General features: G+C 61.7%; 23 protein-coding genes. 11 read left to right on the top strand and 12 right to left on the bottom strand.

Annotated features, from left to right (window positions below):
* Nucleotides 1-34 precede the first annotated feature (34 nt).
* The 4 genes from KW842_RS24215 to KW842_RS24200 are packed head-to-tail and all read left to right on the top strand — an operon-like array spanning nt 35 to nt 4,272.
* Nucleotides 35-1,078, top strand: coding sequence for an aminoglycoside phosphotransferase family protein (locus KW842_RS24215; RefSeq protein WP_218306688.1), 1,044 nt, complete (start codon nt 35-37; stop codon nt 1,076-1,078).
* A 10-nt stretch (nt 1,079-1,088) separates the two neighbouring features.
* A complete protein-coding gene (gene murU, locus KW842_RS24210) occupies nt 1,089-1,823 on the top strand; it encodes an N-acetylmuramate alpha-1-phosphate uridylyltransferase MurU (protein WP_218306687.1) in 735 nt (244 codons plus the stop codon).
* A complete protein-coding gene (pepP, locus tag KW842_RS24205; RefSeq protein ID WP_218306686.1) occupies nt 1,736-3,136 on the top strand; it encodes a Xaa-Pro aminopeptidase in 1,401 nt (466 codons plus the stop codon). The genes murU and pepP overlap by 88 nt, the downstream gene beginning before the upstream one ends.
* Nucleotides 3,133-4,272, top strand: a complete 1,140-nt coding sequence (locus KW842_RS24200; RefSeq protein ID WP_218306685.1) for a UbiH/UbiF/VisC/COQ6 family ubiquinone biosynthesis hydroxylase — start codon at nt 3,133-3,135, stop codon at nt 4,270-4,272. Before pepP ends, KW842_RS24200 begins: the two co-directional genes overlap by 4 nt.
* A gap of 4 nt (nt 4,273-4,276) precedes the next feature.
* Here the strand turns inward: KW842_RS24200 and KW842_RS24195 are convergent, their stop codons facing one another.
* Genes KW842_RS24195 through KW842_RS24185 form a run of 3 tightly spaced genes read right to left on the bottom strand, consistent with a single transcriptional unit; the run spans nt 4,277 to nt 7,189 of the window.
* Nucleotides 4,277-5,755, bottom strand: coding sequence for an NAD(P)(+) transhydrogenase (Re/Si-specific) subunit beta (locus KW842_RS24195; RefSeq protein ID WP_218306684.1), 1,479 nt, complete (start codon nt 5,753-5,755; stop codon nt 4,277-4,279).
* Complete coding sequence (locus KW842_RS24190) at nt 5,752-6,066, bottom strand: NAD(P) transhydrogenase subunit alpha (protein ID WP_218306683.1); 315 nt, start codon at nt 6,064-6,066, stop codon at nt 5,752-5,754. Before KW842_RS24190 ends, KW842_RS24195 begins: the two co-directional genes overlap by 4 nt.
* 10 nt (nt 6,067-6,076) lie before the next feature.
* Nucleotides 6,077-7,189, bottom strand: coding sequence for a Re/Si-specific NAD(P)(+) transhydrogenase subunit alpha (locus tag KW842_RS24185; protein ID WP_218306682.1), 1,113 nt, complete (start codon nt 7,187-7,189; stop codon nt 6,077-6,079).
* A gap of 199 nt (nt 7,190-7,388) precedes the next feature.
* Between KW842_RS24185 and KW842_RS24180 the strand changes: the two genes are divergently transcribed.
* Nucleotides 7,389-7,886: an NUDIX hydrolase gene (locus KW842_RS24180; RefSeq protein ID WP_218306681.1), complete on the top strand. Its 498-nt coding sequence runs from the start codon at nt 7,389-7,391 to the stop codon at nt 7,884-7,886.
* Nucleotides 7,887-7,892: 6 nt separating this feature from the next.
* Nucleotides 7,893-9,002 carry a tRNA 2-thiouridine(34) synthase MnmA gene (gene mnmA / locus KW842_RS24175; RefSeq protein WP_218306680.1) on the top strand — a complete coding sequence of 370 codons (1,110 nt, stop codon included), beginning with the start codon at nt 7,893-7,895 and terminating at the stop codon, nt 9,000-9,002.
* Between the two features lie 2 nt (nt 9,003-9,004).
* Here mnmA and KW842_RS24170 read toward each other — a convergent pair whose 3' ends face one another.
* The 4 genes from KW842_RS24170 to KW842_RS24155 all read right to left on the bottom strand — a co-directional run bounded on the left by KW842_RS24170 (nt 9,005) and on the right by KW842_RS24155 (nt 11,485).
* A complete protein-coding gene (locus tag KW842_RS24170) occupies nt 9,005-9,460 on the bottom strand; it encodes a response regulator (protein ID WP_218306679.1) in 456 nt (151 codons plus the stop codon).
* Between the two features lie 16 nt (nt 9,461-9,476).
* Complete coding sequence (locus KW842_RS24165) at nt 9,477-10,250, bottom strand: 5'-3' exonuclease H3TH domain-containing protein (RefSeq protein ID WP_218306678.1); 774 nt, start codon at nt 10,248-10,250, stop codon at nt 9,477-9,479.
* Between the two features lie 60 nt (nt 10,251-10,310).
* On the bottom strand, nt 10,311-10,745 hold the full coding sequence (locus KW842_RS24160) for an Sbal_3080 family lipoprotein (protein WP_218306677.1): 435 nt from the start codon (nt 10,743-10,745) through the stop codon (nt 10,311-10,313).
* A 68-nt stretch (nt 10,746-10,813) separates the two neighbouring features.
* Nucleotides 10,814-11,485, bottom strand: a complete 672-nt coding sequence (locus KW842_RS24155; protein WP_218306676.1) for a glutathione S-transferase — start codon at nt 11,483-11,485, stop codon at nt 10,814-10,816.
* A gap of 149 nt (nt 11,486-11,634) precedes the next feature.
* Here KW842_RS24155 and KW842_RS24150 point away from each other — a divergent pair, with 149 nt between their 5' ends.
* Nucleotides 11,635-13,248, top strand: coding sequence for an FMN-binding glutamate synthase family protein (locus KW842_RS24150; protein ID WP_218306675.1), 1,614 nt, complete (start codon nt 11,635-11,637; stop codon nt 13,246-13,248).
* Nucleotides 13,249-13,383: 135 nt separating this feature from the next.
* Here KW842_RS24150 and KW842_RS24145 read toward each other — a convergent pair whose 3' ends face one another.
* The 3 genes from KW842_RS24145 to KW842_RS24135 are packed head-to-tail and all read right to left on the bottom strand — an operon-like array spanning nt 13,384 to nt 15,829.
* Nucleotides 13,384-13,659 (bottom strand): hypothetical protein, encoded by a 276-nt coding sequence (locus tag KW842_RS24145; RefSeq protein ID WP_218306674.1) that lies wholly within the window; start codon nt 13,657-13,659, stop codon nt 13,384-13,386.
* Between the two features lies 1 nt (nt 13,660).
* A complete protein-coding gene (locus KW842_RS24140) occupies nt 13,661-15,562 on the bottom strand; it encodes a ferrous iron transporter B (RefSeq protein WP_218306673.1) in 1,902 nt (633 codons plus the stop codon).
* Nucleotides 15,563-15,568: 6 nt separating this feature from the next.
* On the bottom strand, nt 15,569-15,829 hold the full coding sequence (locus KW842_RS24135) for a FeoA family protein (RefSeq protein ID WP_218306672.1): 261 nt from the start codon (nt 15,827-15,829) through the stop codon (nt 15,569-15,571).
* A 231-nt stretch (nt 15,830-16,060) separates the two neighbouring features.
* Here KW842_RS24135 and KW842_RS24130 point away from each other — a divergent pair, with 231 nt between their 5' ends.
* Both KW842_RS24130 and KW842_RS24125 read left to right on the top strand, forming a co-directional pair.
* The gene (locus KW842_RS24130) at nt 16,061-16,282 is read left to right on the top strand and encodes a bacterioferritin-associated ferredoxin (RefSeq protein ID WP_218306671.1); all 222 of its coding nucleotides are present in this window, start codon (nt 16,061-16,063) and stop codon (nt 16,280-16,282) included.
* An 11-nt stretch (nt 16,283-16,293) separates the two neighbouring features.
* Nucleotides 16,294-16,992, top strand: a complete 699-nt coding sequence (locus tag KW842_RS24125) for an energy transducer TonB (protein WP_229223874.1) — start codon at nt 16,294-16,296, stop codon at nt 16,990-16,992.
* On the opposite strand, the gene KW842_RS24120 is transcribed toward KW842_RS24125, so the two are convergent.
* Complete coding sequence (locus KW842_RS24120; protein ID WP_218306669.1) at nt 16,989-17,525, bottom strand: pyridoxamine 5'-phosphate oxidase family protein; 537 nt, start codon at nt 17,523-17,525, stop codon at nt 16,989-16,991. The genes KW842_RS24125 and KW842_RS24120 overlap by 4 nt on opposite strands.
* Before the next feature lie 226 nt (nt 17,526-17,751).
* Here KW842_RS24120 and bfr point away from each other — a divergent pair, with 226 nt between their 5' ends.
* Nucleotides 17,752-18,228: a bacterioferritin gene (gene bfr / locus KW842_RS24115; RefSeq protein WP_218306668.1), complete on the top strand. Its 477-nt coding sequence runs from the start codon at nt 17,752-17,754 to the stop codon at nt 18,226-18,228.
* A gap of 29 nt (nt 18,229-18,257) precedes the next feature.
* Here bfr and KW842_RS24110 read toward each other — a convergent pair whose 3' ends face one another.
* Entirely contained in the window at nt 18,258-18,866 is a 609-nt protein-coding gene (locus tag KW842_RS24110) for a glutathione S-transferase N-terminal domain-containing protein (RefSeq protein WP_218306667.1), read from the bottom strand.
* Nucleotides 18,867-18,983: 117 nt separating this feature from the next.
* On the opposite strand from KW842_RS24110, the gene purB reads away from it, so the two are divergent.
* On the top strand, nt 18,984-20,360 hold the full coding sequence (purB, locus tag KW842_RS24105) for an adenylosuccinate lyase (RefSeq protein ID WP_218306666.1): 1,377 nt from the start codon (nt 18,984-18,986) through the stop codon (nt 20,358-20,360).
* Nucleotides 20,361-20,406 lie beyond the last annotated feature (46 nt).

The raw sequence follows: 20,406 nt of genomic DNA, 5'->3' as shown, positions 1-20,406 counted from the left end.
CTTCACCTGACGCCGGTTTCCTCGGCATGCTTCAATGTCTTTATTACAGAATTTAACTTCCGATACACGTCTGCAACTGCTGGTCGATTGGCTGCGTGGCCTGAACGTGGTGGATGTGGACAGCATCCGCCCCGCCTCGGCGGACGCCAGCTTCCGCCGCTATTTCCGCCTGAATGTCTTGCCTGAACAGCAAGCTGCTCTGGGCCAGACCCTGATCGCCATGGATGCGCCGCCGGAGCGCGAAAACGTGCTGGGCTTCGTCAAAGTTGCCGAAATGCTCACGCACGCCGGCATCACCGCGCCGCGCATCGTCGCCACCGACTACGAAGCCGGCCTGATGCTGCTGTCCGACCTGGGCACCACCATGTATTTGTCGGCGCTGACCCACGACAACGCCTCGACCATGTACGCCGAAGCACTGGAAGCGCTGGTCAAGTTCCAGATCACCAGCCGCCCGGACGTGCTGCCGGAATACGACCGCGCCTTCCTGCTGCGCGAAATGAAGCTGTTCCCCGAGTGGTACATCGGCAAACACCTGAACGCCACGCTGACTGAAAAACAGGCAGCCGAGCTGCAAGGCGTGTTCGACGCCATCCTGGCCAATGTCACCGCGCAGGCGCAGGTGTTCGTGCACCGCGATTTCCACTCGCGCAACCTGATGGTGGTTGACGCCAACAATCCGGGCGTGCTGGACTTCCAGGACGCGCTGTACGGCCCGATGACCTACGACCTGGCCTCGCTGCTGCGCGACGCCTATGTGCAGTGGGACGAAGAACTGGTGCTGGACTGGGCGATCCGCTACTGGCAGCACGCCAAGTCGCTGGGTCTGCCGGTCAACGCCGATATCGACGCCTTCTACAAGGACTTCGAATACATGGCACTGCAACGCCACCTGAAGATCCTCGGCCTGTTCTGCCGCCTCAATTACCGCGACGGCAAATCACAGTACCTGGACGACCTGCCGACCGTAATGGAATACGTGCGCAAAACGGCCGGCCGCTACAAGGATCTGAAACCGCTGATCAAGCTGCTGGACCTGCTGGAAGACACCAAGCCGCAAGTCGGCTACACCTTCTGAGGACGCGCGCATGAAAGCGATGATTTTCGCCGCCGGCCGCGGCGAGCGCATGCGCCCTCTGACCGACACCACGCCCAAGCCGCTGCTGAAAGTGCGCGGCCGGCCGCTGATCGTCTGGCACATCCTCAATCTGGTGAAAGCCGGGATTACCGAGATCGTCATCAATCACGCCCATCTAGGTGAACAGATTGAGGCGACGCTGGGCGATGGCAGCCAGTTCGGCGCCAGGCTGCTGTACTCGCACGAGGAAAAGGCGCTGGAAACCGCCGGCGGCATCGCGCAGGCGCGCCAGCTGCTGGGCGACGAACCGTTTGTGGCGATTTCGGGCGATATCTACACGCCCTACTTCGACTTTGAGCAGGTCAAGGACGTCCTTCACGACAAGGATATGTGGGGCAATCCCTACCCGGCCGACAAGCGCGACATCTGCTGGCTGTACATGGTGCCGAATCCCGACTGGCATCCGGACGGCGATTTCGGCATGAATATGTACACGCTGACCAATGACGGCGCGCCGAAATGGACCTTCGGAAATATCGGCGTGTACCGCATGGAGATGTTCGACCGCATCGCGGCCGGCGAATACGCCAAGCTTGGCCCGCTGATCCGCGAATACGCCGACAAGAAACAGGTTGGCGGCGAAGTCTACGAAGGCGAATGGCACAACGTCGGCACCGTGACGCAGCTAGACCTGCTGAACGCACCGCTGGCCGCGCTGGCGCCCGCCGGCAAGGGCGTGCAGTGAGCACGCCCTACGCGATCCGGCGCGCGCGTCTGCTGGCGCAAATGACGCCAGGCGCGGTGGCGGTGCTGCCGACCGCGCCCGAAGTCACACGCAACGCCGACAGCGAATACCTGTATCGCCACGACAGCTACTTCTACTACCTGACCGGCTTCACCGAGCCGGAAGCCACCGTGGTGCTGGTGGCCGCCGCCGGCGATGCGCCGGCACGTTCCATCCTGTTCTGCCGCCAGAAAAATGTGGAGCGTGAGATCTGGGAAGGCTTCCGCCACGGCCCTGACGCCGCGTGCACAGCCTTCGGTTTCGACGAAGCCCACGCCATCGACACGCTGGACGACGAAATGGCCAAGCTGCTGTCCAACGCGCCTTCACTGTACTACCCGCTGGGCAGCGCGCTGGATGCACGCGTGGCCGGCTGGCTGTCGGCCGTGCGCGCCAAATCCCGCACCGGCGTCACCGCGCCCACGGTGATGGCCGACCTGCTGCCGCTGCTGGACGAGATGCGCCTGCTGAAGGACGAACACGAGCAAGCCATCATGCAGCGCGCCGCCAGCATCTCGGCCGCAGCCCACATCCGCGCCATGCGAGCCGCCCGCGCCGGCGTCTACGAATACGCACTGGAAGCGGAGCTGCTGTACGAATTCCGCCGCAACGGCGCACAAGCGCCAGCCTACAACTCCATCGTCGCCGCTGGCGCGAATGCCTGCGTGCTGCACTACAGCGCCAACAACGCGCAATCGCGCGACGGCGACCTGGTGCTGATCGATGCAGGCTGCGAGCTGGATGGCTATGCCTCCGACATCACCCGCACCTTCCCGGTCAACGGCAAATTCAGCGAACCTCAGAAGCGCCTGTATGAACTGGTGCTGGCCGCACAAGCCGCTGCGCTGGACGCCATCGTACCCGGCCTGCCCTACTCCGGCGCGCACGAAGCGGCGGTACGCGTGCTGGCGCAAGGCATGCTGGATCTGGGCCTGCTGCAAGGCACACTGGACGACATCATCGCCGACAAGCGCTACACGCAGTTCTACATGCACGGCACCGGCCACTGGCTAGGCATGGACGTGCACGACGTTGGCCAGTACCGCGACGTGACGCAAGCCGACAAACCATCACGCGCACTGCAAGCCGGCATGGTGGTGACGGTGGAGCCGGGTATTTACGTGCGGCCTGCCGAAGGCGTGCCGGAAGAATACTGGAACATCGGCATCCGCATCGAAGACGACGTACTGGTGACGGCCGACGGCCATACCATCCTCAGCGCCGCCGCACCCAAAACGGTCGCCGAAATCGAACAACTGATGCAGCAACCATGAGTGAACCTATTTACGATATCGCCATCTGCGGCGCGGGACCGGCCGGCATGGCGCTGGCCGCGTTGCTGGTCAAGCGCGGCGTGGCCGCCAGCCGCATCGCGCTGATCGACGCCAAAACGCTGGCCCAGGCCAGCAACGACCCGCGCTCGCTGGCGCTTTCATGGGGCAGCCGGCAGATACTCGAAGAGATCAACGCCTGGTCAACCGCGGTCACCGCCATCGAACAGATCCACGTCTCGCGCCGTGGCCAGTTCGGCCGCAGCCTGATCGACCGCAAGGATTACGACCTGCCGGCACTGGGCTACGTCACCCGCTACGGCGACATCGTCACCGCGCTGGGCGCTGTGTGCGAACAAGCCGGCATCACCTCGCTGCGTCCGGCCCGCGTGATCGCGCTGGATGAAGAAGGCAACGCCGTCACGCTGACTATCGACGCCAACGGCGAAGCGCAAACCGTGCGCGCCGCCATCGTGGTGCAAGCTGAAGGTGGCCTGTTCAACGAACAGCAGGTGCGCAGCACCAACCGCGACTACCAGCAGACCGCCATCATCGCGCAAGTGCGCAGCAGTACCCCGCCGCCGCACCGCGCGTACGAACGCTTTACCGAACAAGGCCCGCTGGCGCTGCTGCCGCAGGATGATGAGTATTCACTGGTGTGGTGCGTGCGTCCGGAAAACGCCGGTACGCTGCTGGCACTGAACGACGCCGACTTCCTGGCCGCGTTGGGTAAAGCCTTCGGCGACCGCGTCGGCAACTTCACGCGCGCCACGCCGCGCCTCGGCTTCCCGCTGGGATTGAACGCCGCCGCGCACAGCACCGCGCGTACCGTCGCCATCGGCAATGCGGCACAAACGCTGCACCCGGTCGCAGGCCAGGGCCTGAATCTCGGCCTGCGCGATGTCACCGTGCTGGCGCGCCTGCTGGCGCAAGGCGCCACACCGGAAAAGCTGGCGCAATACACCGCACTGCGCCAGCGCGACCGCAGCACCACCGTGCGCGTGACCGACACCATGGCCCGCATCTTCGCCAACGACACCCCGGCCCAGGCGCTACTCGGTCTATCGCTGGCCGCGATCGACATGGTAGCTCCGGCCCGCAGCATCCTGGCAGAACTCATGATGTACGGCCGCCGCTGAAGCCTTACTCTACCGCCTTCACCATATCTTCGATGACCTTCTTGGCATCACCGAAGACCATCATGGTGTTAGCCTGGTAGAACAGCTCATTGTCCAAACCAGCATAGCCGGAAGCCATCGAACGCTTGTTGACGATGATGCTCTTGGCCTTGTACGCCTCCAGGATCGGCATGCCGGCAATCGGTGACTTCGGGTCCTTGGCGGCAGGGTTCACCACGTCATTGGCGCCCAGGATCAGCACCACGTCAGTCTGCCCGAACTCGCCATTGATATCCTCCATCTCAAACACCTGATCGTACGGTACCTCGGCCTCCGCCAGCAGCACATTCATATGCCCCGGCATACGTCCCGCTACCGGGTGAATCGCATACTTCACCGTCACGCCCTTGTGCGTCAGCTTCTCCACCAGCTCCTTCAGCGAGTGCTGCGCGCGCGCCACCGCCAGGCCATAGCCCGGCACGATAATCACACTCTCCGCATTCGCCATGATGAACGACGCATCATCCGCCGAACCAGCCTTGACCGGACGCTGTTCCTTCGCGCCGCCAGCCCCGGCCTCCGCCGGTGCACCGCCAAAGCCGCCCAGGATCACATTGAAGAACGACCTATTCATCGCCTTGCACATGATGTACGACAGGATGGCGCCCGACGATCCCACCAGCGAGCCGGCGATAATCAGCATCGAATTATTGAGCGAGAAGCCAATCCCCGCCGCCGCCCAGCCGGAGTAGGAATTCAGCATCGACACCACCACCGGCATATCGGCGCCGCCAATCGGGATGATGATCAGCACCCCCAGCACAAACGCAATCGCAGTCATGGCCAGGAACGGCGTCCACGCCGGCTCCACGCCGCCAGCCGCCACAAACACCAGGCCCAGTCCCACCATCACAATCGCCAGGATCAGGTTCAGCAGATGCTGACCGGCGAAACTGACCGGCGCGCCCTGGAACAGCCGGAACTTGTACTTGCCCGACAGCTTGCCAAACGCGATCACCGAACCGGAAAAAGTAATCGCGCCAACAAAGGTGCCGATAAACAGCTCGATGCGGTTCCCGGTCGGCAGCGCCTCGCCCACCGCCGCAATGCCAAACGCATGCGGCTCCGACACCGCCGCCACCGCGATACACACTGCCGCCAGACCAATCAGCGAGTGCATCGCCGCCACCAGTTCCGGCATCTTGGTCATCTCGACCTTCTTCGCCAGCACCGCGCCGATGCCGCCGCCAACGATCACACCAATCGCCACCAGTCCCAGGCCCATGCCGCCGCCAGTGCCAGCCGCTGCGGCAGCCGCCGCCTCCGCCTGCAACTTGAGGATCAGCGCAATCGTCGTCACAAACGCGATCGCCATGCCGGTCATGCCAAACGCATTACCCGCACGCGCGGTGCCTGGCGATGACAAGCCTTTCAGCGCCTGGATAAAGCACACCGATGCGATGAGATACATCATCGTCACCAGGTTCATGGAGATGAAGTTCATTGCTTATCTCCTTGCTTGGCCTTCGGTTCTTTCTTCTTGAACATCTCCAGCATCCGCTGCGTGACCAGGAAACCGCCGAACACATTGACGGCGGCCAGCGCCACCGCGACCGTGCCGGCGACCTGTCCAACCAGTCCCTCGGTCAGCGCCGCCGCCAGCATGGCGCCGACGATGATGATGGCTGATACCGCATTGGTCACGGCCATCAGCGGCGTATGCAAAGCTGGCGTCACGGTCCAGACGACGTGATAGCCGACGTAGATGGCCAGGACAAAAATAATCAGATTAATGATGGTGTGGCTGATTTCCATATCGCTCTCCTTATTTGCGCAGCAGTTCGCCGCCGGCGCACAGCAGCGTGGCCTTGATGATCTCGTCCTCGCGATCAATGACTAATTTGTCTTCCTTGTCGATGATCAGTTTGAGGAAATCCAGCACATTGCGCGCGTACAGCGCCGATGCATCGGCCGCCACATGCGTCGCCAGGTCCGGCTCGCCGACGATATGCACGCCATGCTTGACTACGGTTTTATTCAGCTCCGACAGCGGGCAGTTGCCGCCCTGCGATACCGCCAGGTCGACAATCACCGAGCCGGGCCTCATCGCCTTCACCGTCTCTTCGGAAATCAGCACCGGCGCCGGACGGCCCGGTATCAGCGCGGTGGTGATGATGATGTCGGCCAGCTTGGCGCGTTCGTGCACCAGCTCGGCCTGACGGCGCATCCAGTCGGCCGGCATCGGACGCGCGTAGCCGCCTGTGCCCTGCGCGATCTCTTTCTCTTCGTCGGTCAGATAAGGCACGTCGATGAACTTGGCGCCCAGCGACTCCACCTGCTCTTTCACCGGCGGCCGCACGTCGGACGCCTCGATCACCGCGCCCAGGCGCTTGGCGGTGGCAATCGCCTGCAGGCCAGCCACGCCGACGCCCATGATCAGCACCCGCGCCGCCTTCACCGTGCCGGCCGCCGTCATCAGCATCGGCATGAAGCGCTGGTAGGTATTGGCCGCCACCATCACCGCCTTGTAGCCGGCGATATTCGCCTGCGACGACAGCACGTCCATCGACTGCGCGCGCGTGATGCGCGGCACGGCCTCCAGCGCGAACGCCTGCAAGCCGGCCGACGCCATGGCCGCGTTGTTGTCCGCATCAAAGGGATTGAGCATGCCGATCAGCACCGTACCCGGCTTGATCTGCGCTCGCTCATCTGGATTGGGGGCACGCACTTTGAGGATCACGTCGGCCGACCACGCCTCGCTGGCCGGCACAATCTGTGCCCCTGCCGCAACATATGCGTCATCGGTGACGGAGGCGGAAACGCCGGCGCCGGACTGCACCAGAATCTGGTGCTTGGCGGCCAACTTCTTGACGGTCTCCGGCGTGGCTGCAACCCGTGTCTCCCCCGGCCGTGTCTCGGCCGGTATGCTTATTCTCATGGTGCCTCCAAATGATTAATAAACTGACTACAATCTATCATGGTTTTTTGGACCATGATACTTATTACTTATTTATGGATAGCCAACATTTTCATCACTTCAAGTATTACTATTTGTCATTAATTACCCTGTAAATTTGTTCCAGCGCAAACCAAAAGCCCGGAACAAGCTAAAATATCGGCTCTTTCAAGGATGACTCATGCCGCGTATCTGGAAACCCTCTGTTACTGTTGCCGCCATCGTCGAAAAAGATGGCAAGTTCTTGCTGATCGAAGAAGAAACCAGCGATGGCATCCGCATCAACCAGCCTGCCGGTCATCTCGACCCGTATGAATCGTTGCAGCAGGCTGTCGTCCGTGAAACGCTGGAGGAAACCGCCTACGATTTCACGCCGACCGCGCTGGTCGGCATGTATATGGCGCGCTACACCTCCAACCGCACCGGCGAGGAAGTGACCTATCTGCGCTTCACGTTCTGCGGCTATCCCGGCGAGAAGCATGACCGTCCTCTGGATGAAGGCATTTTGCGCACCATGTGGCTGACGCGCGACGAACTGGCGGCCTGCGCCGACCGTCACCGCAGCCCGACCGTGCTGCAATGCGTGGACGAATACCTGGCGGGCCAACGGGCGCCGCTGGAACTGGTACAAACACACGCTTCCGTTTATCGGGAAGCGCTTAGCACTGCGAATGGATAAGTAATAATGAGTAAGAAGCGGGTCGTGATCGGCATGTCGGGCGGGGTGGATTCCTCGGTTTCGGCATGGCTGCTGAAAGAACAGGGCTACGACGTGGTCGGCCTGTTCATGAAGAACTGGGAAGACGATGACGACTCCGAATACTGCTCCACCCGCCAGGACTGGATCGACGCCGCCTCGGTGGCCGATGTGGTCGGCGTGGACATCGAAGCGGTCAACTTCGCCAGCGAATACAAGGACCGCGTGTTCGCCGATTTCCTGCGCGAATACCAGGCCGGCCGTACGCCGAATCCGGACGTGCTGTGCAACGCCGAAATCAAATTCAAGGCCTTCCTCGACCACGCAATGACGCTGGGTGCGGACCTGATCGCCACCGGCCACTATGCGCGCGTGCGCCAGCACAACGGCAAGGCCGAGCTGCTGAAGGCGGTCGATCACACCAAGGACCAGAGCTACTTCCTGCACCGCCTGAACCAGGCGCAGCTGTCGAAAACGCTGTTCCCGCTGGGCGAGATCCCCAAAACCGAAGTGCGCAAGATTGCCGAGAAGCTGAAGTTGCCGAACGCGGCCAAGAAGGATTCCACCGGCATCTGCTTTATCGGCGAGCGCCCGTTCCGCGAGTTTCTGAACCGCTATCTGTCGTATAAGCCGGGCCCGATGATGACGCCGGACGGCACCGTGGTCGGCGAACACGTCGGCCTGTCGTTCTACACGCTGGGCCAGCGCAAGGGCATCGGCGTCGGCGGCGTGAAAACCTACCAGAACGCCGACGGCTCCAGTGACGCCTGGTATGTGGCCAAGAAGGATGTGGCCAACAACGTGCTGTACATCGTGCAGGGTCACGATCACCCATGGCTGCTGTCATCGACGCTGCGCGCCGATCAGGCCAGCTGGATCGCCGGCGTGCCGCCAGAGGCGCGTGCGATGGCGGCCAAGACCCGCTATCGCCAGGCCGACGTGGCGTGCGAAATCGCACCGGACGGCGCGTCCGACTTCGCACTGAAATTCATGGATGCCCAGTGGGCAGTCACGCCAGGCCAGTCGGCCGTACTGTATGACGGCGAAGTTTGCCTGGGCGGCGGCATTATCGATAGCTCGACCTTCGCCGCCTCATAGTACTAGCCGGCGGCGGGCTCGCCGCCTGGCTCTGCCGGTGGCGCTTCACCAGCAGCTTCCGCTTCCGCCTTGGCCAGCGCCGCGCGCTGGCGCTTGACCATGGCGATCACCACATTGCGTATCGTATTCAGCACCGTGTCGGCCTTGAATGGCTTGACGATGAAACCGCTGACGCCCATCGCGTGCGCCGCCTGGATGGTGGCGGCGTCCAGTTCGCTGGAGACCATGAAGATCAGCGTCTTCGGCCACTTGGCGCGGATTTCGCGGATCGCCTCCTGCTCGGTCAGCATCTGCTCATTGGCGATGCAGACGATGTGCGGGTGGTGTTTGATCAGCTGCACCATGGCGCTGGCGCAGGTGTGGGTAGCGCCGACCACATCATAGCCGCCGTCCAGCAGCACGGTGTTGAGCAGGCCGCGCGCGACGGCGCTAGGGTCGATAATGACTGCTTTTAACATCTTGCAAACCTTGTTATTAGTGGGACCAGGCCAGCATATTCCACGTGACGCCAACCCTGACATCCGTCTTTAACTGTACCAGTTGTCGAGAAAGATACAGCATTTCACGTTCTTTTCGTAGTGTTTCCCCCAAGGTATCTTTCAGAATCCCGGCGCCGGCCATGATGGCGTCCAGATTGCCGTATGTACGCAACAGTTTGGCGGCGGTTTTCACGCCCACTTTCGACACGCCGGGAATCGAATCGGTCACATCGCCCATCAGCGCCAGCAGGTCGGGCAACTGGTCGGCAGTCACGCCCCATTTCTTCTCAACCCAGGCATGGTCGTGCCATTCCGACTTGAAGTGATCCCACACCCGCGCGCCCTGGCCGATCAGGCAATGCAGGTCCTTGTCGGTGCTGGCGATGGTGGCGTCGCCGCGTCCTTCGGCCAGCCAGCGCAGCACCACGGTGCCGATCACGTCGTCGGCTTCCACTTCGGGCAGCGACACCACATGCATGCCGAAGCCGCGCAGCTTGTCGTAGAAAGCCGGCAGCGCATCGCGCAACGGCGACGGCATCGGCGCGCGGCCTTCGCGGTAGCCGCCGTATAAATCGTGGCGCCAGGTGCGGCCGCCGAAATCGAAGGCCGGCAGCAAGTGGGTGGGCGCGTGGTCGTTGACCAGCGTGCGGAAAGAGGACAGCGCATGGCGCAGCGCGATATCGGCCTTTTCCGCGCTATCAGGTTCGGGGCTGGCTTCATAAACACGGCGCACAATATTGAGGCCGTCAATGGCAAGGAGTCTACCCATGTTCAACATCATCCGGGCTTGTTCAAGCCGTCATTCTACCCGAGCACGCCGCCACTGCCGCTACAAGCCTGCACCACCGGGGAAGAGCTGGTCGACCAGTTCGCGGATTTTTTTGTCGGCGTCGATGAATTTTCCGGTGTTCATGCCGCCGCGCGTGGCGTCATAGTTGGCTTCGCCGATCACCTTGCCGCCGTTGTAGACCTTGATGTCAGCATATGACATATACATCGCCAGGTCCCAGCGCCAGTTGGCGGTGTAGGTGGATGTGACCTGGCAATCAACGATGGAGGCCGTAGCAGGCAAAGGTTGCGCCACATAACCTTTGGTCTCCAGTGCCTGTTTGAAGGACACCATGAAGCCGTCACGCACCGCCGGGTTGCTGATGATGCATATCTTCTTGTCGGCAAACCGTTCGGCTGGCTTGACCTTCTGATTAATCGCGCACCCGGTGGAGAGTGCGGCAACAACAGCAAGCAGGGCGATACGCTTGGACATGGCAGACCTTTCTGTAGAGGTGTTTATCATTGAACATGATTTTACTCTCCAGAAATGTCAGCGCCTGATTATTTCAGCAGTTCATAAGGGCCGCCGCGTTCGAGTGCGCGCTGGAAGGCGGGGCGGCTGTGGATGCGCTGCAGGAAGGCGGCCAGTTGCGGGCGGCTTTCGTTCAGGCCGCCGCGCGCGGAGGCGGCTTCCAGCGGGAAGCTCATCTGGATGTCGGCGGCGCTGAATTCATTGCCGGCAAACCAGGGGCGCTGGCTCAGTTCGGCTTCCAGATAATCCAGGTGCATGGCGATCTGCGGCAGGATGTAGCTGCCCTTGACCTTGCCTGCGATCGCTTTCGCAATCGGCTTGACGAAGAACGGCGCCGGGCTGCTTTCCACGCGGTCGAAGATCAGCTTCATCAACAGCGGCGCCATCGCCGAGCCTTCTGCGTAATGCAGGAAATAGGTCCAGCGGCGGCGCTCCTCGGTGCCGGCCGGCGGCACCAGGCGGCCATTGCCATAGGTGTCGATCAGGTACTCGGCAATCGCGCCCGATTCGGCCACCACCACGCCGTTATCGGTGATCACCGGCGACTTGCCGAGCGGATGGATCGCCTTCAGCTCCGGCGGCGCCAGCATGGTCTTGGGATCGCGCTGGTAGCGCACGATCTCGTATTCCAGGCCGAGTTCTTCCAGCAACCACAGCACGCGCTGCGAGCGTGAATTATTCAAGTGATGAACGACGATCATGGTGCTTATCCCGAAAAAAAGAACGGCCGTGCGCCGCAATCCCGCTAGCTTAACACTGTTGCCTCTGCCATGCGCCACCCGCATCGGAGATGGATTCCATCTGGAAACAGCAGTACACTCGGCCATACCAAGCCGCCGCCGGAGAGTTCATGAATTTGCTGTCACCCCGCTATCTTGCCTTTAATGCTGCTGTTGTTACGCTGGTGGTCTCGCTGGCGCTGCACGCGCCGTGGGAAATCCCTGCGGTGGCCGCCGCCCTGACCATCGTCGGCATCGCCGATCTGCTGCAAACCAGGCGCGCACTGCGCCGCAATTACCCGATCCTGGCGCACTTCCGCTTCTTCTTCGAATCGATACGTCCCGAAATCCGCCAGTACTTTCTGGAAGACGACACGGTGGCCGAGCCGTTCTCGCGCAACCAGCGCAGCATCGTCTACCAGCGCGCCAAGCAGGACAGCGACAAGCGCCCCTTCGGCACGCAGCTGGATGTGTACGCGCCCGGCTATGAGTGGATCAACCACTCGATCGCACCGGCACCCGAGCAGCCGCACGACTTCCGCATCGAGATCGGCAATCACCCGGACTGCAGGCGCGCGCAGCCCTACTCGGCCAGCGTGTTCAATATCTCGGCGATGAGCTTTGGCGCGCTGTCGGCCAACGCCATCCTGGCGCTGAACGGCGGCGCCAGACAGGGCGGCTTCATGCACGACACCGGCGAGGGCAGCATCAGCCCTTACCACCGCCAGAACGGCGGCGACCTGGTGTGGGAAATCGGCTCCGGCTACTTCGGCTGCCGCAATGACGACGGCACCTTCTCGGAAGCGAACTTCGTCGCCAACGCCACTGCGCCGCAAGTCAAGATGATCGAGCTGAAGATGTCGCAAGGCGCCAAGCCTGGCCACGGCGGCGTGCTGCCGGGCGCCAAGGTGACCATCGAGATCGCGCAAACGCGCGGCGTGCCGGTCGGGCGCGACTGCATCTCGCCGTCGCGCCACTCGGCGTTCAGCACGCCGATTGAAATGCTGGAGTTTATCGACCGCCTGCGCAATCTGTCCGGCGGCAAGCCGACCGGCTTCAAGCTGGCGATTGGCCATCCGTGGGAATTCTTCGGCATCGTCAAGGCCATGCTGGCGACCGGCATCGTGCCGGACTTTATCGTGGTCGATGGCGGCGAGGGCGGCACCGGCGCGGCGCCGGTGGAGTTTACCGATCACGTCGGCACACCCTTGCAGGAAGCGCTGCTGCTGGTGCATAACACGCTGGTCGGCGCCAATCTGCGCGACAAGATCAAGATCGGCGCTTCCGGCAAGATCATCACCGCGTTTGACATCGCACGCACGCTGGCGCTGGGCGCGGACTGGTGCAACTCGGCGCGCGGCTTCATGTTCGCGCTGGGCTGCATCCAGTCGCAAAGCTGCCACACCGACCGCTGCCCGACCGGCGTCGCCACGCAAGATCCATCACGCCAGCGCGCGCTGGTGGTGCCGGACAAGATCCAGCGCGTGGCCAACTTCCACGAGAACACCATGGAAGCGCTGGCGCAGCTGATTGCCGCCGCCGGCCTGACGCACCCGTCGCAACTGCGTCCGCGCCACCTGGTGCGGCGCATCTCGGAGAATCAAGTCAAGCTGGCCTCGGCACTGCTACCCTACCTCGAACCAGGCGAGCTGCTCGACCCCAGCCAGCTATCCCGCCTGCCGCCCGTCTTTGGCCACTACTGGCCAATGGCGCAAGCCGAATCCTTCGACCCGTTCTGCGGCTGAGCACAGACGTCGGCAACATAGCCACGCCGCACCGCCCATTCGCGCAGCACGGCCAGAAATTGAGAAATCAATCATCTGCAGACAAGATGAGAACGGTGTAGAGCGGCGGCTTTGCGCCGCCGCAGGGGATGGTGATTAGCGCTGCACGTGCAGCTTGATGACGCGCTGTCTGGGCGCGGTGGATTTGCTGTCGCAGGAGGACTTGCTGGTCGACGGGCCGCAGTCGGAACAGCCGCTGCCGCAGCCGCCACCGCCGTTGGTCTTGAAGAATTTGGCCAGTTTGGCTTCATTGAAGCCGCGCTTGCCCAGCGTGTACACAATACGGCGGCGCCAGGCCATCGGCAGGTACTTGGTGCTGAAGTGCACCAGCGCGCCCGCCACGATCAACGCCACAATCAGTTCTTGCCACATATTAGCCTCCGAACGCGCGCGCCAGGTGGTAGGTGATGAACGATGCCACATACGCCAGCGCAAACAGATAACCCGCCATCAGCCACGCGTAACGCGCGCTGCCGGTTTCGCGGCGCACGGTACTCAGCGTCGCCAGGCACTGCGGTGCAAACACATACCAGGCCAGCAGCGACAGCGCGGTCGCCAGCGACCAGGTCGACGAGATGATCGGCGCCAGCGTGGTCGCCACTTCATCGCCGGTCTGCGACAGCGCATACACCGTACCCAGCGCACCCACCGCCACTTCACGCGCCGCCATGCCCGGCACCAGCGCAATGCAGATCTGCCAGTTGAAGCCGATCGGCGCAAAGATGAATTCCAGGCCACGGCCGATGATGCCCGCCAGGCTGTAGTAGATCGGCGGATGGGTCGCGCCTTCCGGTGCGCCAGGGAAGGAGCTCAGCACCCACAGCAGTATGGTCAGCGTCAGGATCACCGTGCCGACGCGGGTGACGAAGATCTTGGCACGCTCCCACAGGCCCAGCGCCAGATTGCGCAGATGCGGCCAGTGATACGCCGGCAGCTCCATCATCAGCGGATGCTTGCCCTGCGCGCCCATGAAGCGCTTCATCACATACGCCACCGCCATCGCCGAAATAATGCCGGCGAAGTACAGCGCGAACAGCACCAGGCCTTGCAGATTGAACAGCCCGGCCACTTCGCGCTCGGGAATGAAGGCCGAAATCAGCAGCGCATACACCGGCAGGCGCGCCGAGCAGGTCATCAGCGGCGCGATCATGATGGTCACCAGGCGGTCGCGGCGGTTCTGAATGGTGCGCGCCGCCATCACGCCCGGAATCGCGCAGGCAAAGCTGGACAGCAGCGGAATGAAGGCGCGGCCCGACAAGCCCACGCCGCCCATCAGGCGGTCCAGCAAGAAGGCCGCGCGCGGCAGGTAGCCGCAATCTTCCAGGAACAGGATGAAGAAGAACAGAATCAGAATCTGCGGCAGGAACACCAGCACGCCGCCAACCCCGCCCATCACGCCGTCTACCAGCAGACTGTGCAGCACGCCTTCCGGCAGCGATGCCGTCATCCACTTGGCCAATGCCTCGACGCCGCCGGTAATCATTTCCATCACCGGCGCAGCCCAGCTGAACACCGCCTGGAACACCAGGAACATCAGCACCGCCAGAATGATCGGGCCGAGTACCGGATGCAGCACCACGTTATCAATTTTTTCGCTGACCGCGTCGCTAGCGTGCGCCGGCTCGGTCAGCGCCAGGTCGAGGATGCGGCGCACTTCGCGCTGCGTCTCTTCCACGCTGACCGCGTCGATGGCCGACAGCGGATTAGCCTTGGCTTCCGGCAGCGGCCACATCTGGTCCAGCGCGCGCAGCAGCGACTTCTCGCCGCCAGCCTGCACCGCCACGGTTTCCACCACCGGCATGCCCAGCTCTTGCGACAGGCGCTCGGCGTCGATGGTGATGCCGCGCTTCTTGGCCACGTCGACCATATTCAGCGCCAACATCATCGGCAGGCCCAGACGCTTGATCTCCAGCACCAGGCGCAGGTTCAGCCGCAGATTGGTGGCGTTGACCACGCACACCACCACATCCGGCGCAGCATCGCCCTTGCGCAGGCCGGCCACCACGTCGCGCGTGATCTCTTCGTCCGGTGTATGCGCGGTCAGGCTATAGGCGCCCGGCAGGTCCAGCACGCGGAAGCCGTTGCCGGCGCTGGTGGTGAACGCGCCTTCCTTGCGTTCGATGGTCACACCGGCATAGTTGGCGACCTTCTGGCGTGCGCCGGTTAAACGGTTGAACAAGGCGGTCTTGCCGCAATTCGGATTGCCCAGCAATGCCAGCATTGGCGTGCGGGAGGCGTGCGGCGCCTGCGCCACCTGTTTATCTACTGCACCCATTATGTGTTATTCCGGTTGAATCGAGACCAGCGCGGCTTCAAAGCGGCGCAACGCAAAAGTGGAGTTGCCGACCTTGATCGCCAGCGGTTCCCCGCCCGGCATGCCACGCTTGAGCATGCGGATTTTTTCGCCGGGCACAAAGCCCAGCTCCATCAGGCGGCGCGACAGGCTGATGCCGTCATCGGCGGCCTCGCCAGCGGAAACATGCACCACGGTGGCGGTAGCGCCAACCTTCAGTGCATCCAGGGTAATCGGGGCAACAGTCATGAGCAAAATCCGGTCGATATGGCCGCTGGCAAGGTTGGCTGCGGCGTATTAGATAGATACTAGCATTATAAACGGTAATGCGAATGACTACTATTTAGCTTGCATCCTGCTGCGGTTTACGGCAGTATACGATTAATGATAATGATTCGCATTAAGTTGCTGGCAATCATGTCAGAAAAGTCTTAATCCGAACTTATTGCCAAGTAATTACCCGAGCCAGAAGGTGCATCAATGATTGTTTGTGTTTGCAACAACATCTCCGATCGCGAAATCCGTCAAGCCATGGAGTTTGGTATCACGTCGATGGACGAGCTGCGTAACGCCCTCGGCGTTGCGACTTGCTGCGGTCAATGCTTCTCCTGCGCAGAAGAGATCCTCAATGAACACCTGGCCGCGCAAGCCGCTGCCGACATTCAAGAAACTGTGCTGAAACGCCCAGTCTTCACCAACTAATCATGAATACAATGAGCTACAGTCGGACGGCGTCGCCGCTGTCCGCGGACGACGCCGGCTTTGCACTGGAATTCAAACGCCGCAGCCGTAAATTGGCGCCCCTGACCGCGATCATCGTCGGTCACGCAGTGATCTTCTACCTGGCATACTCAGGCCTGCTGCGCAGCGTCACCCACGCCATCATCCCGCAAGTGGTCAATGTGACCTTCGTGGCCTCGCCCGAGCCGCTGAAACCGGCGCCGCCACCGAAGGAAGTGCCGCTGGTCACGCCGAAGCAGACTTTCATTCCGCCGCTGCCGCAAGTGAACATCGTGCAGACCGAGCCGACCATCACCCTGCCGCCGCCGCAACCGCGTCCTAGCGAGCCGGCACCGGCCAATGCCGTGCCCTCGTACACCGCCGCGCCACCTGCGCCGCCAGCACCGGCCACGCCGAAAACGATTTCGGGTGTGGAATATATCCGCGCACCGCAACCGGTGTATCCAAGTATCGCCCGCCGCATGGGCGAAAGCGGCACCGTCATGCTGCGTGTGCTGATTGGGGAAAAAGGCAATGCGGAACAGGTGACGATCCAGAAATCGTCAGGCTCCGCCAACCTGGACGAATCTGGCCGCCAGGCTGTGCTGCGGGCACTGTTTAAACCGCACGTTGAGGACGGCAAGGCCATCCCCGTCTACGCGCTGGTGCCGATCAACTTCCAGCTCGGCTAAATATCCAGCCGGCCCTCGATCGAATCATCGAGGGTCTTGCCGATCACGGCGCCGATCAGCATCTTCACGCTGGCCACGGCCTTGCCGTGCTTGGTATCCCAGTAGTAGCCGTAAGTCGGCGCAAACTTGATCAGCGTGACACGCGGATCGTCCTCGCCGCCGGTGAACCAGGTCTTCATCGTAAAACTCCACAACTCCTTGATCTTGACCGGATCGCGCAATACCGTGGCGATGCCTTCCAGGTGCATGAAGTCGGAATGCGCCGAACCCTGGAAGTACAGCGTGGCCGACGGATCGACTGCCAGCTCCTGATTCTTCAGGCTGTCGCTGGCCGAGATAAACCACAGATTACCTAGCTCATCGACCTGCAGCGCCGTCATCGGACGGGCGTCGCCGGGGCCGCCATGGGCGTCGCTGGTGCAGAAGAAGCAGCCGGGCGTGCTATCGATAAAATCGCGGATCTTGCGCACCGCGTCTTCGCCGACGAGGTCCTGATGATTCACTTCGGGTTGTTGGGCGTTGATCGAATCCATGGTTCACTCCTTTGGTTGAGCTTTCATGGTAGCGGTGCGGGCGGCTGCGCACCGTGAGTTGCCACACACTGGCCCATACACGAATGCTAATAGTTTTCATTTGCACCAATGCTCTCAATAACCGAAGTTAGGCACTGTTTCGGCGAAATTATCAGAAATTCGCTACACATCCAGAGTGATTTCGTGCACAATGGCGCCATTCGTAACCAATACAGAAAGAACAGCCATGAAGGGCGATCAAGAAGTCATCCGTCTGCTGAACGCACAGCTGACCAACGAACTCACCGCAATCAACCAGTACTTCCTGCACGCCAAGATGTACAAGCACTGGGGCCTGGAAAAGATTGGCAAGAAAGAATGGGAAGAGTCGATCGGCGAGATGAAGCACGCCGACAAGCTGATCGACCGCATCCTGATGCTGGACGGCCTGCCTAACCTGCAAGCCATGCACAAGGTCATGGTCGGTGAGAACACCGAAGAGATGCTGGGCTGCGACCTGAAGCTGGAAAAAGGCGCGCAGATCACCGTCAAGGAAGGCATCGCCGCCGCAGAGAAAGCCGCCGACTACGTGTCGCGCGACCTGCTGCTGATGATCCTGGAAGACACCGAAGAGCACATCGACTGGCTGGAAACCCAGCTGGACCTGATCGGCAAAGTGGGCATCCAGAACTACCTGCAAAGCCAGATGAGCGTCGAAGAGTAAGAAAACAAACGCCCCTGACGGGGCGTTTTTCATTGCGGGATAGTATCTTTGAACGACTGGCGCTCGGCCAGCTTGTCGTGCAATTTGGCCAGGTTGGGATACTCGTCGCGCCAGCTGATCTCCGGGAAGCGGAACGACAGCCAGCCCAGCGTGCAACCCACCGCCACATCGGCCAGCGAGTAATGGATGCCGGCGCAGTACGCCTGCTCGCCCAGCTTGTCCGACAGCGCCTTCAGGCCCAGATCGACCTTGTGCATCTGGCGCGCCATCCACGCTTCGCTTTGCAGTTCTTTCGGACGCATGGTGCGTTCCAGCCGCACGCTGACGGCGGCGTCCAGCATGCCATCGGCCAGCGCTTCCCAGCACTTGACGTCGGCGCGGTCGCGGCCGTTCGGCGGCAGCAGTTTGCACACCGGTGTCAGTGTGTCCAGGTACTCGGCCATCACACGCGAATCAAACATCACCGAGCCATCTTCCATGACCAGGCTAGGCACTTTACCGAGCGGATTCAACTGGCTGATGGTGGTGTCTGCCGCCCATACATTTTCCAGCTCAAACTGGTAATCGAGCTTTTTTTCCGCGAGAACAACGCGTACTTTGCGGACATAAGGACTGGCGAGGGAACCGATGAGTTTCATAGACAACTTATAGAGGAAGAGATAGAAGAAAAGCAGGCCCCAGTATAACATCGGCGGGCGCGGGCTCCGGCCAATGGTAAAATCACGCCCTGCTCTTTCAACTTCGCTCTTTCCATCATGACCACTACTCCTTACTCCACGCTGTCGGCGCTGTCGCCACTGGACGGCCGCTATGCCGGTAAAACCGATCTGCTGCGCCCTATCCTGTCCGAATCCGGCTTTATGCACCACCGCGTCAAAGTAGAAATCTCCTGGCTGCAAGCGCTGTCGCTGGCCGGCTTCGCGGAAATCAAGCCGTTCTCGGCCGCAGGCACTGCGCTGCTGGACAAGATCGCCAACGAGTTCACCGAACAAGACGCCGCCCGCATCAAGGAAATCGAAGCCGTCACCAACCATGACGTGAAAGCCGTGGAGTACTGGCTGAAAGAACAAGTCAAGGATGTGCCGGAACTGGTGGCTGCGTCGGAGTTCATCCACTTCGCCTGCACCTCGGAAGACATCAACAACACCTCGCACGGCATGATGCTCAAAGCCGCACGCGACAGCGTCATGCTGCCATCGCTGCGCAATGTGATCGCCAAGCTGACCGAGATCGCCCACGCCAACGCCGAACTGCCGATGCTGTCGCGCACCCACGGCCAGACCGCCAGCCCGACCACGCTGGGCAAGGAAATGGCCAACGTCGTGGCCCGCCTGCAGCGCGCCGTCAAGCGCATCGAACAAGTGGAAATCCTCGGCAAGATGAATGGCGCGGTCGGCAACTACAACGCCCACCTGTCGGCCTACCCGTCGTTCGACTGGCCTGCTTTCTCGAAGAATGTGATCGAGCAGCGCCTGGGCCTGGTGTTCAATCCGTACACCATCCAGATCGAACCGCACGACTATATGGCCGAGCTGTTCGACGCCTTCGCGCGCGTCAACACCATCCTGCTGGATCTGAACCGCGACATCTGGAGCTATGTCTCGCTGGGCTACTTCAAGCAGAAGCTGAAAGCCGGCGAAATCGGTTCGTCGACCATGCCGCACAAGGTCAACCCGATCGACTTTGAAAACTCGGAAGGCAACCTGGGCCTGGCCAACGCCGTGCTGAAACACCTGTCGGAAAAACTGCCGGTATCGCGCCTGCAGCGCGACCTGACCGATTCGACCGTGCTGCGCAATATCGGTGTCGGCCTCGGCTACACACTGCTGGCCTATGACAGCTGCCTGCGCGGCCTGAACAAGCTGGAAGTCAACCCAGCCCGCCTGGAAGCCGACCTGGACGCCAACTGGGAAGTGCTGGCCGAGCCGGTGCAAACCGTGATGCGCCGCTACGGCATCGAGAATCCGTACGAACAGCTGAAAGAGCTGACCCGCGGCAAAGGCATCTCCAAAGTCGCGCTGCAAGAGTTCATCAACGGCCTGGCCGTACCGCAGGAAGCCAAGGACCTGATGCTGGCCATGACCCCGGCCAACTACACCGGCATCGCCGCAGCTCTGGCTAAAGCCATCTGATGTAAATAAGCAATCTGCTTTACACTAGCCCCGGCAGCGCCAGCGC

This window comes from Duganella sp. sic0402, from assembly GCF_019219065.1.
Taxonomy (GTDB): domain Bacteria; phylum Pseudomonadota; class Gammaproteobacteria; order Burkholderiales; family Burkholderiaceae_D; genus Rugamonas.
Note: the sequence above shows the minus strand (reverse complement) of the source record. Positions and strands in the feature narration are given on the sequence as shown.

Bases quoted from the DNA above. Each gene is read 5' to 3' on its own strand.
- KW842_RS24190 (WP_218306683.1), bottom strand. From the start codon at position 6,066: ATGGAAATCAGCCACACCATCATTAATCTGATTATTTTTGTCCTGGCC.
- KW842_RS24120 (WP_218306669.1), bottom strand. From the start codon at position 17,525: ATGGATTCGATCAACGCCCAACAACCCGAAGTGAATCATCAGGACCTC.
- KW842_RS24200 (WP_218306685.1), top strand. From the start codon at position 3,133: ATGAGTGAACCTATTTACGATATCGCCATCTGCGGCGCGGGACCGGCC.
- KW842_RS24165 (WP_218306678.1), bottom strand. From the start codon at position 10,250: ATGGGTAGACTCCTTGCCATTGACGGCCTCAATATTGTGCGCCGTGTT.
- KW842_RS24160 (WP_218306677.1), bottom strand. From the start codon at position 10,745: ATGTCCAAGCGTATCGCCCTGCTTGCTGTTGTTGCCGCACTCTCCACC.
- KW842_RS24125 (WP_229223874.1), top strand. From the start codon at position 16,294: ATGAGCTACAGTCGGACGGCGTCGCCGCTGTCCGCGGACGACGCCGGC.
- purB (WP_218306666.1), top strand. From the start codon at position 18,984: ATGACCACTACTCCTTACTCCACGCTGTCGGCGCTGTCGCCACTGGAC.
- KW842_RS24180 (WP_218306681.1), top strand. From the start codon at position 7,389: ATGCCGCGTATCTGGAAACCCTCTGTTACTGTTGCCGCCATCGTCGAA.
- pepP (WP_218306686.1), top strand. From the start codon at position 1,736: ATGGCACAACGTCGGCACCGTGACGCAGCTAGACCTGCTGAACGCACC.
- KW842_RS24155 (WP_218306676.1), bottom strand. From the start codon at position 11,485: ATGATCGTCGTTCATCACTTGAATAATTCACGCTCGCAGCGCGTGCTG.
- KW842_RS24135 (WP_218306672.1), bottom strand. From the start codon at position 15,829: ATGACTGTTGCCCCGATTACCCTGGATGCACTGAAGGTTGGCGCTACC.
- bfr (WP_218306668.1), top strand. From the start codon at position 17,752: ATGAAGGGCGATCAAGAAGTCATCCGTCTGCTGAACGCACAGCTGACC.
- KW842_RS24110 (WP_218306667.1), bottom strand. From the start codon at position 18,866: ATGAAACTCATCGGTTCCCTCGCCAGTCCTTATGTCCGCAAAGTACGC.
- KW842_RS24215 (WP_218306688.1), top strand. From the start codon at position 35: ATGTCTTTATTACAGAATTTAACTTCCGATACACGTCTGCAACTGCTG.
- KW842_RS24150 (WP_218306675.1), top strand. From the start codon at position 11,635: ATGAATTTGCTGTCACCCCGCTATCTTGCCTTTAATGCTGCTGTTGTT.
- KW842_RS24145 (WP_218306674.1), bottom strand. From the start codon at position 13,659: ATGTGGCAAGAACTGATTGTGGCGTTGATCGTGGCGGGCGCGCTGGTG.
- murU (WP_218306687.1), top strand. From the start codon at position 1,089: ATGAAAGCGATGATTTTCGCCGCCGGCCGCGGCGAGCGCATGCGCCCT.
- KW842_RS24170 (WP_218306679.1), bottom strand. From the start codon at position 9,460: ATGTTAAAAGCAGTCATTATCGACCCTAGCGCCGTCGCGCGCGGCCTG.
- KW842_RS24130 (WP_218306671.1), top strand. From the start codon at position 16,061: ATGATTGTTTGTGTTTGCAACAACATCTCCGATCGCGAAATCCGTCAA.
- KW842_RS24195 (WP_218306684.1), bottom strand. From the start codon at position 5,755: ATGAACTTCATCTCCATGAACCTGGTGACGATGATGTATCTCATCGCA.
- mnmA (WP_218306680.1), top strand. From the start codon at position 7,893: ATGAGTAAGAAGCGGGTCGTGATCGGCATGTCGGGCGGGGTGGATTCC.
- KW842_RS24140 (WP_218306673.1), bottom strand. From the start codon at position 15,562: ATGGGTGCAGTAGATAAACAGGTGGCGCAGGCGCCGCACGCCTCCCGC.
- KW842_RS24185 (WP_218306682.1), bottom strand. From the start codon at position 7,189: ATGAGAATAAGCATACCGGCCGAGACACGGCCGGGGGAGACACGGGTT.